Origin of the sequence: Vibrio sp. M260112, assembly GCF_036533775.1 — a bacterium.
Taxonomy (GTDB): domain Bacteria; phylum Pseudomonadota; class Gammaproteobacteria; order Enterobacterales; family Vibrionaceae; genus Vibrio.
Map to the genome: position 1 here is coordinate 1 of NZ_JATABH010000063.1, position 15439 is coordinate 15439.

Annotated in this window: 15 protein-coding genes; 8 read left to right on the plus strand and 7 right to left on the minus strand. The window is 48.1% G+C overall.

Annotated features, from left to right (window positions below):
• Window positions 1-11 precede the first annotated feature (11 nt).
• The 7 genes from QTN95_RS18135 to QTN95_RS18165 form a co-directional block, all read right to left on the minus strand.
• Window positions 12-977 (minus strand): GGDEF domain-containing protein, encoded by a 966-nt coding sequence (locus QTN95_RS18135; protein ID WP_331418480.1) that lies wholly within the window; start codon window positions 975-977, stop codon window positions 12-14.
• Window positions 974-1957: a response regulator gene (locus QTN95_RS18140; RefSeq protein WP_331418481.1), complete on the minus strand. Its 984-nt coding sequence runs from the start codon at window positions 1955-1957 to the stop codon at window positions 974-976. The genes QTN95_RS18135 and QTN95_RS18140 overlap by 4 nt, the downstream gene beginning before the upstream one ends.
• A gap of 173 nt (window positions 1958-2130) precedes the next feature.
• The gene (locus QTN95_RS18145; RefSeq protein WP_331418482.1) at window positions 2131-3066 is read right to left on the minus strand and encodes a hydroxymethylglutaryl-CoA lyase; all 936 of its coding nucleotides are present in this window, start codon (window positions 3064-3066) and stop codon (window positions 2131-2133) included.
• Window positions 3067-3070: 4 nt separating this feature from the next.
• Window positions 3071-3889 carry an enoyl-CoA hydratase-related protein gene (locus QTN95_RS18150; protein WP_331418483.1) on the minus strand — a complete coding sequence of 273 codons (819 nt, stop codon included), beginning with the start codon at window positions 3887-3889 and terminating at the stop codon, window positions 3071-3073.
• Between the two features lie 3 nt (window positions 3890-3892).
• On the minus strand, window positions 3893-5506 hold the full coding sequence (locus QTN95_RS18155) for a carboxyl transferase domain-containing protein (protein WP_331418484.1): 1614 nt from the start codon (window positions 5504-5506) through the stop codon (window positions 3893-3895).
• Window positions 5507-5518: 12 nt separating this feature from the next.
• Window positions 5519-6688: an isovaleryl-CoA dehydrogenase gene (locus QTN95_RS18160; protein WP_331418485.1), complete on the minus strand. Its 1170-nt coding sequence runs from the start codon at window positions 6686-6688 to the stop codon at window positions 5519-5521.
• A gap of 57 nt (window positions 6689-6745) precedes the next feature.
• Window positions 6746-7120: a MerR family transcriptional regulator gene (locus QTN95_RS18165; RefSeq protein WP_138973529.1), complete on the minus strand. Its 375-nt coding sequence runs from the start codon at window positions 7118-7120 to the stop codon at window positions 6746-6748.
• 174 nt (window positions 7121-7294) lie between these two features.
• On the opposite strand from QTN95_RS18165, the gene QTN95_RS18170 reads away from it, so the two are divergent.
• The 8 genes from QTN95_RS18170 (at window position 7295) to QTN95_RS18205 (ending at window position 15260) form a co-directional block, all read left to right on the plus strand.
• Window positions 7295-8506, plus strand: a complete 1212-nt coding sequence (locus QTN95_RS18170; RefSeq protein WP_331418486.1) for a thiolase family protein — start codon at window positions 7295-7297, stop codon at window positions 8504-8506.
• A 30-nt stretch (window positions 8507-8536) separates the two neighbouring features.
• Window positions 8537-10030: a CoA-acylating methylmalonate-semialdehyde dehydrogenase gene (locus QTN95_RS18175; RefSeq protein ID WP_331418487.1), complete on the plus strand. Its 1494-nt coding sequence runs from the start codon at window positions 8537-8539 to the stop codon at window positions 10028-10030.
• Between the two features lie 9 nt (window positions 10031-10039).
• Window positions 10040-11194 carry an acyl-CoA dehydrogenase family protein gene (locus tag QTN95_RS18180; RefSeq protein ID WP_331418488.1) on the plus strand — a complete coding sequence of 385 codons (1155 nt, stop codon included), beginning with the start codon at window positions 10040-10042 and terminating at the stop codon, window positions 11192-11194.
• A 9-nt stretch (window positions 11195-11203) separates the two neighbouring features.
• The gene (locus QTN95_RS18185; RefSeq protein WP_331418489.1) at window positions 11204-11992 is read left to right on the plus strand and encodes an enoyl-CoA hydratase; all 789 of its coding nucleotides are present in this window, start codon (window positions 11204-11206) and stop codon (window positions 11990-11992) included.
• A gap of 11 nt (window positions 11993-12003) precedes the next feature.
• Complete coding sequence (locus QTN95_RS18190) at window positions 12004-13134, plus strand: enoyl-CoA hydratase/isomerase family protein (RefSeq protein ID WP_331418490.1); 1131 nt, start codon at window positions 12004-12006, stop codon at window positions 13132-13134.
• 11 nt (window positions 13135-13145) lie between these two features.
• Entirely contained in the window at window positions 13146-14045 is a 900-nt protein-coding gene (gene mmsB / locus QTN95_RS18195) for a 3-hydroxyisobutyrate dehydrogenase (RefSeq protein ID WP_331418491.1), read from the plus strand.
• A 22-nt stretch (window positions 14046-14067) separates the two neighbouring features.
• Complete coding sequence (locus QTN95_RS18200; protein ID WP_331418492.1) at window positions 14068-14826, plus strand: SDR family oxidoreductase; 759 nt, start codon at window positions 14068-14070, stop codon at window positions 14824-14826.
• A gap of 86 nt (window positions 14827-14912) precedes the next feature.
• A complete protein-coding gene (locus QTN95_RS18205; RefSeq protein ID WP_331418494.1) occupies window positions 14913-15260 on the plus strand; it encodes a HopJ type III effector protein in 348 nt (115 codons plus the stop codon).
• Window positions 15261-15439 lie beyond the last annotated feature (179 nt).

Here is a 15439-nt window from a genome sequence, read left to right on the forward strand (position 1 = left end):
GAATTGAATAGTTATTCAACGAACGAAGGCTCGAAAACTGTCGAACGATTTCGCCCAGACTCTTTGGATAAGTAGAGCGACTTGTCTGCATGCTCAAGCCAAGCAAGGTGACTTGATTGGAGCGGTGAAATCTCGCACACGCCAAGACTGATAGTATATTTGACATGGTGTTGATCACATTTGACTATCGAGCTCTCAATCCGTTTACGTAACCGTTCAGTGAAATAAAGCGCTTGATTGGCACATGTACCAGGCAAGATAACCGTGAACTCCTCACCGCCGTAGCGTCCACAAATGTCGGTACTGCGTGAGGCACGCTTTAAGGCTTCAGCGGCATGACGGATTACTTCGTCGCCCACAGTATGGCCATATGTGTCATTGACACGTTTAAAATGGTCGATATCAAAAATAACAAGTGATGAGACTTCACCCGTCACCTGACAGTGTTCGTACTCTTTCTGTAGATTCATTTCCCAATGTGCGCGATTGTAAAGCTTAGTGAGTCCGTCGGTTTGGCTCAAGCTGGACAGCTTTTGGTTTGAATCCAATAGATGAATCTTATTTTTAGCAATATCCGTCACGTCATTGATGATCAAACTCACGTGCGACACATCACCATTGACTGAGGTCAGTGGCGAAAACGTAATGTTTTGGCGCATCTCACTTAAGCTGTTGGAGATAGGGCTGAAGTTTTTAAATTTAAACAGGTAAGGGCGGTCTTCCCAGCAAGAAAAGCCTCTACTATTGAGACTAAATGCGGTATTGACCTTTTTTCGCAGCCAAGATTCAGGTAGATCTCTAACAACACTAAACAGCACTTTTCCAAGGATTTGATCGGCACTGATTCCACTGTACGACTGCATGAATGTGTTCCATGCACATACCTTGTAATCGCGATCGACGACGATTAGCCCAGCATCAAGATCGCCGATAATTTGCATTGCCCAGTGAAGGTCTCCGATTTCACTCGCCGTCATATTAAGCTCTCCAGAATTTGTTGAATGGCATCAAGAGACTCGTTATCCATCAAGAAAATAATGTCACAAGCGACATCCAGATTTTCGGCTTTGTAGACAAATTCGATCGTGAAAATGTCTTGGTCATACTCCTCAAGGAAACCGCTAGAACTCAGCGATGCTTGCAGTGGTTCTTTTTCCAGCACAATCGGCTGGCGCAACGATATCGAGATGTCCAACTGTTTGCTAAAAGAGACCAGAAATGACGAAACCAGCAAGTTTGATATGTCGAGAATGACTTCGTTGGTGGAGTTAACCTGGTCATCCGATGCTACGTTTGTAAGCTGTTCAAACCCTTTGCCATGTAGGCACACCAAGGCTTCCCCATTGATGCCATTGCCGACAAAACGTTGTGAAACCGCGCGGGATTCAGAATTGTTGACGATGTCTTGCACCGTCATTTTTAATTCTGATTGATGCAATGAAGCGACGTTGGGTAATGGCATTTCAATGAACTTGCCCACTTGTTCGGCGATGATAGATGCACTGGCACCTAACGCTATATTGCTCATTTCGCGAATTGCGCCCATAAGATCAATCGCGTTTGGCGTTAGCTCTGGGTGCTGGGTTGTCGTTGCTTTTAGCGGAATCTCAAAACGATTAAAGAGTTCGACGAGATCAGCGGTAACAAAAGGCTTTTCAATAAACTCATTGGCACCAAGTTGAAGACATCGGTTTTTGGCCTGAATCTGAATATCACCAGACACGACGACGATGTGTGTTGGGTAGTAGCTTACAGGCAGAGACGCGAGGACTTCGAAACCGTCCATAACAGGCATAGTTAGATCAAGAAACAACAAGTCGATATTTTGGTTACTCATGATTTCTAACGCGGCTTTTCCGTTTTCTGATTGGAAAATTTGGATAGTATCTGAAGGGTCAATTCGACTAATGATGGATTTGCGAGCGATCAACGAGTCATCGCAAACTAATATGTTCATGACGGTAACTTATACACCTAAAGCAGAGTGCCATTTTTAAGCAAGCACGAGTGGCTATGCGTCAGTATTGTGACGCTTGTTCAAACACTTGACCATATAGATAACATTTTTGTAGCTCGCACTTCACGCATTTTTTAAATGTAAATCACAAAAGTTGGATGGTCGGCACATAATTATGTACGAATTTTGCACTGTAATGCGCGTGTAACATTAGATGCAGGCTGGATATTTAACGTTTGGCAGATGGATGCGCCGACCCTAGCAACGGCATTGAGATCAACACCGGTTTTAATCCCAAGTCCATGACATAGATAAAGTACGTCTTCTGTCGCGACATTTCCTGACGCCCCTTTCGCATAAGGGCAACCTCCTAAGCCAGCGACGCTTGAATCTATCGTATTGATGCCCATAAGGAGAGACTGATAAATATTGGCCAGTGCCTGTCCATAGGTGTTGTGGAAGTGAACCGCAATGGATGTCGCGGGCGTGTTGGTGAGAATGGCGTCAAGCAACTGCGCAGTTCGATTTGGCGTAGCAGTACCAATCGTATCGCCGAGAGAGACTTGATAGCAGCCCATATCGAGCAACACTTGCGTCAGTTCAGCAACTTGTGCCGGTTGGGTTGGGCCGTCATAAGGACAATCCGCGACACAAGATAAGTACCCTCTAACAGGAATGTTATGCGCATGCGCCAAATCTATCACGTCCTTAAACCGTTGAAGACTCTGAGAAATTGAACAATTAATATTGCGTTGGCAAAATCCTTCCGAAGCGGAGGTAAAGACGGCGACTTGTTGTACGTTATGTTTTAGCGCTTTTTCAAGCCCTTGAACATTAGGCGTTAACGCAGAATAAATCACCCCTTGGTGCCGTTTGATATTGGCAAATACCTGACCGGAGTTAGCCATCTGGGGCACCTTTTTATCTGAAACAAAAGCCCCAGCTTCAATCTGTGTTAATCCGGTTGAGGACAATTGGTCAATCAAGGCTATTTTTACCTCGACAGGTAATGCCGCTTCATTTTGCAAGCCGTCCCTAGGCCCCACTTCAAAGATGTTGACCTGTTCGAGTTGTATGTCTGGGACGTTCACCTTGTTCGCTTGATTCATACCGCTAATGTTCCTTCTTCATCCAGTCAGGCGCTCTCTTTTGCAAGAATGCGGACAAGCCTTCCTGTCCTTGAGGTGACACACGTATTTTGGCGATCAATTCACTGGTATAACGCATTAAAGCGTCATCAATCGGTGATTCGCTACAGTGGTGGCAAAGGCGCTTAACTTCAACCATTGCTTGTGGCCCATGATTCAGTACTGGCAGTAGCCATTGGTGCGCATCCTCGGTTATATCTAAGCAAGGAGAGATGTGGTGAATCAGGTTGAGTTCGAGTGCTGTGTGGGCATCGATTCGCTCCGCCGATAGCATATATCGCCTGGCGTTGCGTACGCCCATCGCTCTGATGACGTAAGGAGCGATCGTCGCAGGGATGAGCCCTAGCTTGACCTCACTCAAGCATAATTGACAGTTCTCACTGGCAAACACCATGTCGCAGCAACAGATGAGTCCCAACGCACCGCCAAAGGCGCAACCTTGGACAATTGCTACTGTCGGAAAAGGGAATCGATCAAGCTTATCAAGCATAGTGGCTAACTGGTACGCATCGAGCTGATTTTCCTGCTCGCTCTTAGCCACCATGGAGCGCATCCACTCGATATCTGCACCGGCTGAAAAATGCTTACCTTGGCTATTGAGGATCAGGGCTTTCACCATTGGGTCGGCGGAGAGGCTATCTAAAGCGGTGATCAGTTGAGCAATGACTTCAGCGTTGAAGGCATTGGCTTTTTCAGGGCGGCAAAGAGTGACGGTCGCAATACCATTGTTATCGATATGGTAGACAATGTTTTGGTGGAGATTTTGGTCGATTCTGGTGGCCATAATTTACATCCTGAAGATACCAAACTGGCTATCATTAATCGGGTGACGAAGGGCTAACTTGAGCGCGTGCGCCAGAACTTGTCGCGTATCTTTGGGGTCAATAATGCCGTCATCCCATAGACGGGCGCTGGCATAGTAGGGATGTCCTTGATGGTTGTATTGTTCAAGGATCTGTTGGCGAAATTGCTCGGCGTCCTCCTGAGTCCAACTTTCTCCCTGACGCTGCATGACTTGTTGTCTGACCTGAGTTAACACCCCCGCCGCTTGTTCTCCCCCCATCACGGAAATTCGCGCATTGGGCCACATCCACATCAGTGTAGGGTCATAAGCTCTGCCGCACATACCATAGTTGCCCGCACCATAGGATCCTCCAATGATAATGGTAAACTTGGGTACGTCAGCGCACGCGACGGCCATGACCAGTTTGGCGCCATTTTTGGCGATACCGCCTTCTTCAAACTTTTTCCCCACCATAAAGCCGGTGATGTTTTGCAGGAACAAAAGCGGCACTTTTCGTTTTGCGCACAACTCAATGAAATGGGCCCCTTTTTGAGCCGATTCGGAAAACAGAATGCCATTGTTGGCGATAATGCCAAGCAAATGGCCTTCAATACGTGCAAAGCCGCAAACCAAAGTTGTACCAAATAAGGCTTTAAACTCGTCGAACTCCGAACCGTCAACGATTCGGGCGATGACTTCACGTACATCGAACGATAAGCGAAGATCCGCATTCACTATGCCATAAAGTTCTTCGATGTTGTAAAGGGGGGATGAGCTCTGTGTCTGATGAACGGATGGGGTAAGCTCACACGATAAGTTAGTGTTAGAGACAGCTTGTCTTGCCAACTGAAGTGCATGCAGTTCATCTTCCGCGTAATAGTCAGCGACGCCTGATTTTCGACAGTGGACATCGGCACCACCGAGCTCTTCTTCGGTCACAATCTCACCGGTTGCGGCTTTAACCAATGGGGGGCCGGCCAAGAATATCGTGCCTTGCTGTTTCACTATGATCGATACATCCGCCATAGCAGGGATATAAGCGCCTCCTGCGGTGCATAACCCGAGGACAACGGCGATTTGTGGGATCCCTTTCGCCGACATTCGGGCTTGGTTGAAAAAGATGCGACCAAAATGCTCGCGGTCAGGAAAGACATCGGCTTGGTGAGGCAAGTTGGCACCACCTGAATCTACCAGATAAATGCAGGGCAGCTGACAACGTTGGGCAATCTCTTGTGCTCGTAAGTGTTTCTTTACCGTCAGAGGGTAGTATGTTCCGCCTTTCACTGAAGGATCATTCGCAATCACCATACACGACTGGCCGTTGATTTGTCCCACGCCAGCGACAACACCGCCACAAGGAACAGCTTCGTCATACACATTCCACGCGGTGAACTGAGCTATTTCGAGAAATGGAGAGTTGGCATCGAGAAGATGCTCGATGCGTTCACGTACGGGTAGCTTGCCTTTTTTTCGCTGGTGGGCGATTGCTTTTTCGCCGCCTCCCAGTTTGATAGATGCGATGTCATCCTCTAACTGTTTAACCAGCGTGGACATTGCGGCAAGATTTTTCATGTAGAGTGGGGCGTCGGTGTGAATCTTCGACTTAATCACGGCCATAGTCAGCTCCCTTTAACGTGATTCTTCAAACAGTTCCCGACCAATTAGCATGCGTCGGATTTCTGAAGTACCTGCACCAATCTCATACAACTTGGCATCACGTAGTAATCGACCCGCAGGAAATTCGTTTATGTATCCATTACCGCCGAGCAACTGAATGGTATCCAGTGCCATCTGAGTCGCAAGTTCTGCACTGTAAAGGATCACACCCGCGGCATCTTTGCGGCTTGCATGTCCGTTATCACAAGCATTGGCAACCGCGTACACATAGGCTCGGGCTGCATTGGATCGTGTATACATGTCGGCAACTTTGGCTTGAACCAACTGAAACTCACCAATGGAACGTCCAAACTGTTTACGGTCGTGAACATAAGGGATCACCAAATCGAGACACGCTTGCATGATTCCAAGTGGGCCTGCGGCGAGTACGACGCGTTCGTAGTCCAATCCACTCATCAATACTTTTACGCCTTGATTCACTTCTCCCAGCATATTTTCAACGGGGACGGGGCAATTATTAAAGACCAGCTCACAGGTGTTGGAACCCCGCATACCAAGCTTGTCCAGTTTTTGAGCATGTTGGAAAGGAGAGACCGCTTTTTCAACGATGAATGCGCTGATACCGTGTGCTCCCTGAGTCGCATCCGTTTTCGCGTAGACAACCACCACATCGGCATCTGGGCCGTTGGTAATCCACATCTTGGACCCGTTGAGTAGGTAGTGGTCGCCGTTAAGTTCCGCTTTTAGTTGCATGCTAACAACGTCTGAACCTGCGTTAGGCTCACTCATCGCAAGCGCTCCTACATGGCTACCATCGATCAGTTTGGGCAGGAATTGTTGCCTTTGCGCTTGGGTTCCATTGCGAAATATTTGATTGACGCAGAGGTTGGAGTGAGCCCCATAGCTGAGCGCTACGGATGCTGAGGCGCGGCTGATCTCTTCCATCGCCACAACATGGGCAAGATAGCCCATCTCAGCTCCGCCATATTGTTCAGAAACGGTCACGCCGAGTAGCCCCATTTCACCGAACAATGGCCATAAATGGTTAGGAAATGAGTTGGAGCGGTCTATATCGCTGGCAAGCGGTGAGATCTGTTGTTGCGCGAACCCGTTGACGTGTTCACGCAACAAATTAATCGATTCATCTTGCCCAAAATTGAGCGGTGTATATTGGCTTATCATGACGCCTCCGACTATCGGCTTATAACGTAGTATTCGAAGACGTTTGAGGACGATAAGTTATTGAGGGTCCACAACTAATGCTTGCTGGCAACGTTCACGCGCTACGTTGAGATCTTCAAGCATATGGTTAATGTCTTCGAGCTGGCGCAGTAGCACCGCTTCCTTTTCATCGATGATCTTCAGCATTTCTGTTAGCTGAGTTTCACCTTGGTGTGTATCGTACAGCTCAAATAATTCGCGGATTTCTGCTAAAGAAAACCCAAGACGCTTCCCACGTAAAATAAGCTTGAGCCGGGTTCTATCACGACGATTGTAGATACGCATACTGCCTTTTCGCTCTGGATGAATCAGTCCTTCATCCTCGTAAAAGCGGATACTGCGCGTCGTCACATCAAATTCTTTAGCGAGTTCGCTGATCTTATATTTTTCCACTGAGCTAAATTTCCTGTGTGTTCTTATTTGGGCTATCAGACGGTTGGCACCTATGTTGGTGAGTCAACCTAAACAGACAAAATGTAATTGATTCGTTTCTTTACGTTTACGTAAATGTTAGTGCTATGCTTACGTAAACGTCAAGAAATAATGTCAGCATAAAAGGGGCATCAAATGGAGCAGAAAGAGATATGGATCGTATCAGCGAAACGAACTCCTATGGGCCGTTTTCAAGGTGCGCTGGCTGGTCTTTCTTCCCCGCAGTTAGGTGGGATCGCCATTGGTGCTGCAATAGAACAGTCAGGCTTATCTGAGCAAATTGTTGAACAAGTTTACATGGGATGTGTACTGCCCGCAGGATGTGGTCAAGCGCCAGCAAGACAAGCGGCACGGGCAGCGAAATTGCCTCTGCATACTGCTTGTACCACGATCAATAAGGTGTGTGGTTCAGGAATGAAGTCTGTGATGCTGGCGAACGATCTGATTCGCGCAGGTTCGATTCAATGCGCGGTTGCTGGTGGTATGGAGAGCATGAGTAATGCCCCTTATCTGCTGAAAGATGCGCGTAGTGGCATGAGAATCGGGCACAAAACCACTTATGACCATATGTTTCTTGATGGCCTGCAAGACGCGTATGAAGGTGAACTTATGGGCGTCTACGGTCAAAGAACGGCGGATAAATACCATTTCACCCGTGAGCAAATGGACCAATGGGCAACCTTGTCTGTAGAGCGAGCATTAGCTGCGCAAAGCCAAGCCATGTTCGACCAAGAGATGGTTCCAGTCGCAGCTCAAAACGGAGAGCTGCTGAGTTGTGATGAACTTCCACCATCAATCGATTTGTCAAAAATATCACGCCTCAAAGCGGCTTTTTCTGAGGATGGAACGATCACTGCGGCCAATTCGAGTGCCATTTCTGATGGAGCCGCTGCGTTAGTCGTCATCGATAGCGAAACCGCAAAATCTCATGGCGCGAAACCCTTGGCGGTTATCAAAGCGCACGCGAGCCATGCCAGAGAACCTGCTGAATTTACCATTGCACCCGTGTACGCGATTAAGCAGCTACTTTCGCAGCTTGATTGGGAGGTGAGTGACGTTGATCTTTGGGAGATCAATGAAGCCTTTGCGGTTGTGACACAAATTGCTGTTCGCGAACTTAGACTCGACCAAGACAAGGTAAATGTTAAGGGGGGAGCTTGTGCCTTGGGCCACCCAATAGGTGCGAGTGGGGCGAGAATATTAACTACGCTGATCTACAGCCTAAGACAGCTACAGGCAATTGGAGTGGACGGCGATGTTAGCCAGAGAAAAGTCATGAGAGGGGTTGCCGCAATCTGCATTGGTGGAGGAGAGGCTACCGCGATCGGTATCGAGATCCCGCTCTAAACCAACTTCACGATGGAAAAGGAAATCACAATGACACAGTCAGTCAGTTTATTTATTGGTGGCGAGTTTTGTCAGTCCAAAACGAGTGATTGGATAGAAGTGACCAACCCCGCGACGAATGAGATCATCGCAACATTGCCCTGTACGACGGATGCTGAAATCGAACAGGCGATAGAGAGCGCGCTAGAGCAATTCCACGTTTGGAAAGAAGTCGCCGTTTCAGACAGAGCGCGTCTTATGCTCAGATATCAGCATTTGCTCAAAGAGCATCACGACGAGCTGGCACGCTTGCTGTCAAAAGAGACAGGTAAAACCACCGTCGATGCCAAAGGTGACGTGTGGCGAGGTATTGAAGTGGTTGAGCAGGCGGCAAATATCGCCAGCAATATGATGGGCGAAACGGTTGAAAACGTCGCGACAGATATTGATACCTATTCGCTGATTCAACCTCTTGGAGTTTGCTGTGGTATTACTCCCTTTAACTTTCCTGCCATGATACCGCTATGGATGTTTCCGCTTGCCATTGCAGCTGGTAATACCTTTGTCCTCAAACCTTCAGAGCAAGTCCCTTTAACTGCGATGCGCTTGGCGGAACTGTTCGCCCAAGCAGGAGCCCCCAAAGGAGTGTTGCAAATTGTTCATGGCGGCAAGGATCAAGTGGACTATCTGTTGTCTCACCCAGTGATCAAGGCGGTGTCGTTTGTTGGTTCTGTTGGCGTGGCGAAATACATTTACCAGACAGGAACGGCGCACAATAAGCGAGTGCAGGCCTTTGCGGGAGCAAAAAATCACATGGTAGTGATGCCTGACGCTAACAAAGCTCAAGTGATTAGTAACTTGGTTGGAGCGTCAGTGGGTGCCGCAGGGCAGCGTTGTATGGCGATTTCTGCCGCTGTGTTTGTCGGAGATTCTAAGCTGTGGATCAGCGATCTGGCGACCGAGATGGCGAAAGTAACACCGGGAGCATGGAACGACGATCAAGCGGGTTACGGACCTCTGATCAGTGAACAGGCGAAAGCCAGAGTCATTGGTTTGATTGAGGAAGGAAAAGCGCAGGGAGCGACTTGTGTGCTTGATGGTAGCCAGTGCTGCGTCGATGGATACCCGAACGGCAATTGGCTTGCTCCGACCTTATTTAGTGGCGTGACTACGGATATGTCCATTTATCAGCAAGAGATATTCGGCCCCGTTTTAGTCTGTCTAGAAGTGGATACCTTAGAGCAAGCGATAGCGTTGATTAACAACAATCCTTATGGCAATGGAACATCCATATTCACCGCCAGTGGCGCCGCAGCGAGAAAGTACCAGCACCAAATTCAGGTAGGACAGGTCGGTATTAATGTGCCAATCCCTGTACCGCTCCCTTTCTTTTCATTTACCGGTTGGCGAGCAAGTTTCTACGGTGATCTGCATGCGTATGGTAAGCAGGCTGTGCGCTTTTACACGGAAACCAAAACAGTGACAGCGCGCTGGTTTGAAGATGACATTCCCAGTGGGCCAAACATGACCATTCAGTTGCGTTAAGGAGTCACTATGGATTTTGAACTCAACCAAGATCAGAAAGCGTTCGTCGATATGGCAAATCAGTTTGCCAGAGAAAAGCTGATGCCAATGGCGTCGCAGTGGGATGAACAACAGATTTTTCCCAAGGCGATACTGCGCGAAGCGGGTGAATTAGGTTTTTTAAGCTTGTACACACCAGAACAGGCGGGAGGCTTAGGATTATCGCGTCTTGATGCCTCGTTGATATTCGAACAACTGGCGATGGGGTGTACGTCGACCACTGCCTTTATGACCATTCACAATATGGTTACTTGGATGGTTGGGTCCTTTGGCACACAACAGGCGATTGACACTTATTGCCCTAAACTCACCAGCGGTGAGTGGCTGGGTTCCTACTGTTTGACGGAACCCAACGCTGGTTCTGATGCCGCAGCGTTAACTACGTCTGCTACGAAAACAGACAATGGCTACCTTATCAACGGGGCAAAGGTGTTCATCTCAGGTGCAGGGGAGACGGACGTACTGGTTGTGATGGCGAGAACTGGTGAGAAAGGAGCCAAGGGAGTCTCAGCTTTTGTTTTGCCCGCTGATCGTGCAGGGATCAGTTATGGCCGTAAAGAGCCAAAAATGGGTTGGAACAGTCAACCAACGCGCAGCATCAGTTTTGATAACGTGTTCGTTGAAGCAGAAAATCGACTTGGCGAAGAGGGGCAAGGATTTACCTTTGCGATGAAAGGGCTAGATGGAGGACGGATCAACATCGCGACGTGTTCGATAGGAACGGCGCAACAAGCCCTCAATCAATCAACCCAATATCTCAAGGAGCGCAAGCAGTTCGGTCAGTCCTTGGCACAATTTCAGGCGCTTCAATTCAAACTCGCAGACATGGCAACGGAATTGGTTGCCGCTAGGCAGTTAGTAAGACTTGCAGCGAGCAAGCTCGACAATCATCACTCAGAGGCGACTGCCTATTGCGCGATGGCAAAACGTTACGCAACCGACATAGGTTTTGCGGTTTGCGATCAGGCGCTACAGCTTTATGGCGGCTATGGTTATATCAAAGAGTATCCGATGGAACGCTATTTCAGGGATGTACGCGTGCATCAAATCCTTGAAGGCACTAACGAGATTATGCGTGTCATTATCGCAAGACGTTTGCTTCAGGAAGAAGCGCAACTACTTTAGGGGGCAAGTATGCAGCACAATGAAGATGGCGCGATTCAATACCAGATTACTGATCACGTCGCCGTTATCACCATCAGCAATCCACCAGCAAATACTTGGACGCGAGACAGCCTTGTCGCGCTCAAACAGTTGGTTTTGTCGCTTAACGCTATGCCAGACGTGTACGCATTAGTCATCACTGGGCAAGGAGAGAAGTTCTTTTCAGCGGGAGCGGATCTGAATCTTTTTGCATCTGGTGACAAAAGTGTCGCCATCGATATGGCAAGGGTGTTTGGGGAAGCATTTGAGACACTCTCTGCATTTCGAGGTGTATCCATTGCCGCAATCAATGGCTACGCCATGGGTGGTGGACTAGAAGTAGCGCTTGCCTGTGATATACGCATTGCCGAGCAGCAGGCACGAATGGCACTACCTGAAGCGAAAGTCGGACTTCTCCCTTGTGCGGGAGGAACGCAGAACCTTACTGCATTGGTGGGAGAAGGGTGGGCCAAACGGATTATTTTGTGTGGAGAGCAAGTCGATGCAAGCCAAGCAGTAACAATAGGATTGATTGAAGAAGTAGTTCCACAAGGTGAAGCGTTAAGTCGCGCGGTTGCACTTGCGAACAACGTCGCCAATCAGTCACCAACCTCAGTGTCGGCTTGTAAACAGTTAATTCAGAATGCGCGTACAAGCCCGATATCTCATGGCTTGGTCATGGAGAGGGAGCTATTTATTGGCTTATTTGACAGCGAAGATCAGAAAGAAGGCGTCAATGCGTTCTTGGAAAAACGCCCACCACAATGGAAAAACAGATAGGAGGAATCAGCATGAAGGACACAGTTCACTTCACTGAATTAACCTGTAGCGATAACAACCACAAGGTAGGCGTAGCGACATTAGATAACGCATCATCACTCAATGCGCTCACCTATCAGATGTTGGTTGTACTTAAAGAGCAGTTAGAGCGTTGGCACGAAGATGATCAGGTAGTGTGCGTATTGCTTGACGGCAGTGGAGAAAAAGCATTTTGTGCAGGGGGCGATGTTCGTACCATGCATGAGGTTATGCGTGACAAAACGCCACAGCAAGTTCAAGAGTTTTGCAGCCAATTTTTCAGCGTTGAATATCAATGTGACTATCTGATCCATACCTATTGCAAACCGATTATTGCTTGGGGTCAGGGTATTGTCATGGGGGGCGGTATGGGCTTGTATATGGGCTCTAGCCACAAGGTCGTTACCCCAGAATCTCGCTTGGCGATGCCAGAGGTCACGATAGGTCTCTACCCTGATGTAGGAGGAACTTGGTTCCTGAATCGACTGGATCGAGGCATCGGGATGTTTCTTGGTATGACAGGCATCATGGTCAACTCAGCGGATGCGTTGGAGCTTCATCTGGCCGATCATATCGCACTTTCTCAGCATAAATCAGTGCTACTCGAACAACTGCAAGTCGCCGACTGGGAGTGTGTGGATGATGCCTATGAGGTCGTAACCGAAATACTTGAAAGTTTCGAGGCAGAAAGCAGCACTTATAAACCTGACTTACAGATCATGCCTTATTTTCATCAGATACAACAGGCGTGCGATGGCGACAGTGCACTGCAAGTTACCGACAATATTCTTGCCTTAAAGGGCAATCATGCATGGTTAGAGACAGCGAAAGCCAATCTGGTTTCTGGCAGCCCGATTACTGTCCATCTCTGTTATCGACAGATGACCGAGTTTGACCAACTCTCACTAGCGGATTGCTTTCGTCTGGAATTGATTCTCTCGGTACGAAGTGCGTTGATGGGGGAATTTCAGGAAGGGGTACGAGCGCGACTCGTCGATAAGGATGGTCAACCTAAGTGGCGATTCCCCAACGTGGCCGCTGTCGATACCGCTGCAATTGATCAAATGTTTACTTCATTATGGAGTGAAGAGGCACACCCATTGGCACAATTGGGTCATTACTAAAGGAGAAAACCATGACAAGGATAGCGTTTATTGGACTTGGTAACATGGGTGCGCCAATGGCTCAAAACCTGATCAACGCAGGTTGCCATCTTCAGGTGTTTGATTTGGTGGAAGCGTTGACGCGCCCACTGGTTGAGGCGGGGGCAACACTGTGTCATTCACTAAAAGATGTGGTTACCAATGTAGATGTGGTGATCACTATGCTGCCAGCAGGTGAGCATGTTAGGGCAGTGTATCTCGGTGCGGAAAACAATGAAGGTTTATTGGCTCATGTTACTTCGGGCACTTTACTGATTGATTCGTCGACCATTGATCCGGAGTCGGCGCGCTTTGTTGGCCTAGCTGCACAAAAACAAGGAATCGAATTCGTTGATGCCCCTGTGTCGGGGGGTGTTGCTGGCGCAGCAGCAGGGACTTTGACTTTTATTGTTGGCGGAAGTGATGTGGCATTTGAACATGCTGAGAAAGTGCTGAAACACATGGGTAAAAACATCTTTCACGCTGGCTCTGTGGGTAGCGGTCAAATGGGCAAAATCTGCAATAACCTGATGCTGGGTATTTTGATGTCTGGAACGTGTGAAGCGCTGACCTTAGGGATGGATAACGGCTTAGATCCAAAGGTGTTATCCAATATCATGCTACAAAGCTCAGGACGCAATTGGGCGTTAGAGCTCTACAACCCATGTCCCGATGTTATGGCAACGTCACCCGCTTCAAACGGTTATCAGCCTGGTTTTATGAGTAAACTTATGCTCAAAGATCTTGGTCTCGGTATCGAGGCGGCTGCAAAAAGCCAATCTTCGGTGCCTATGGGGGCTTTAGCGCGGAACCTTTATGCCCTCCATAATGCAAAGGGTAATGAGCTACTCGATTTTTCTAGCTTGTTTGAATTCTATCAATCGAAATCCTAACCACGATACGAAGGACTAAGCCATGGAGTTAAGAGAGAGTGTTATTGCAATTACCGGTGCAGGACAGGGGCTAGGTCAGATGATGGCGATTACGCTCGCCCACGCTGGCGCTGAACTGGCTCTGATAGATGTTAATCCACAGGCGTTGAAAAGTACCCAAGATCAGTGTCATATGTTGGGCGTAAAAGCACTGACTTACCGTGTTGATGTAACCGATGAAGCGCAAGTTGAACACGCTTTTAGTGACATTGTCACTGATTTTGGGCAATTGAATGGCTTAATTAATAACGCAGGCATTCTGCGAGATGGATTGCTGGTCAAAGTGAAAGACGGCGTGGTAAGTAAAATGTCGTTGGAGCAATTTAATGCTGTCATTGATGTTAACCTCACGGGAACGTTTTTGTGTGGACGGGAAGCGGCACTCCGCATGATAGAAACCGATAGTCAGGGCGTGATCATCAATATATCGAGTGTCGCTCGGGCAGGAAATATCGGACAAACCAACTATGCCGCGTCTAAGGCTGCCGTCGCGACACTCGCGACAACGTGGGGTAAAGAGTTAGCCCGTTATGGGATACGTGCCGTTGCAATAGCGCCAGGCGTTATTGAAACCCCAATGGCTGCGCAGATGAAGCCCGAGGCAATAGCGCGGCTTGAAGCGATGATTCCTGCTGGACGCATGGGCAAAACATCAGAGATTGCTCATACGGTGAAGTTCATCTTCGAAAACGATTATGTCAACGCAAGAGTCATTGAAGTGGATGGGGGGATTCGGATGTAAGGTCGCCCCTTTTGTGAGTGCGTGTGTCTTTCATTCTCTCACTCCATATTATAAAGTGTTCCGAAATCAAAGGAGTACACACTGATATGGAACTTAATTCTTTTCTAGACAAACTTGCTCAGGCACCTGAAAGCGTTCAGTTTGAAGAGACGATGGTCGTTATTGATGCGAACTACAGCTTTACCCCAACGGCATTCACTAACGGCAATACCCACAATCAAGCTGATCAAAACAATGGGTCTTGTAAGATCTTTGCATTTGCTCAGTTGAATCAACTGCAACCTGCGGCAACGCTTGCTTGCTTTGGTCAATATTACCGTGATGATGTTTTGGGTAATCCTCAAGGTGAAGATCACGCCAACATTCGTAATTTTATTCAATACGGATGGCAAGGGATTGAATTTTCAGGCAATGCATTAGTCGCTAAGTCTTAGCCAAATAAGGAGCGTCAGGCTCCTTTTTTGTTTTCAGCCCTAAACCACCTACTTCAGTAGGTGGTTATCATTCAGTGAGGCTTTGCCTGTAGTTCTACCCATGTTAAATGCTCCCTTGATTTTTAGCGAAGTCAAAGAGGACAAATAACATGAGTAGATACAATCAAGCTTCCCACGTA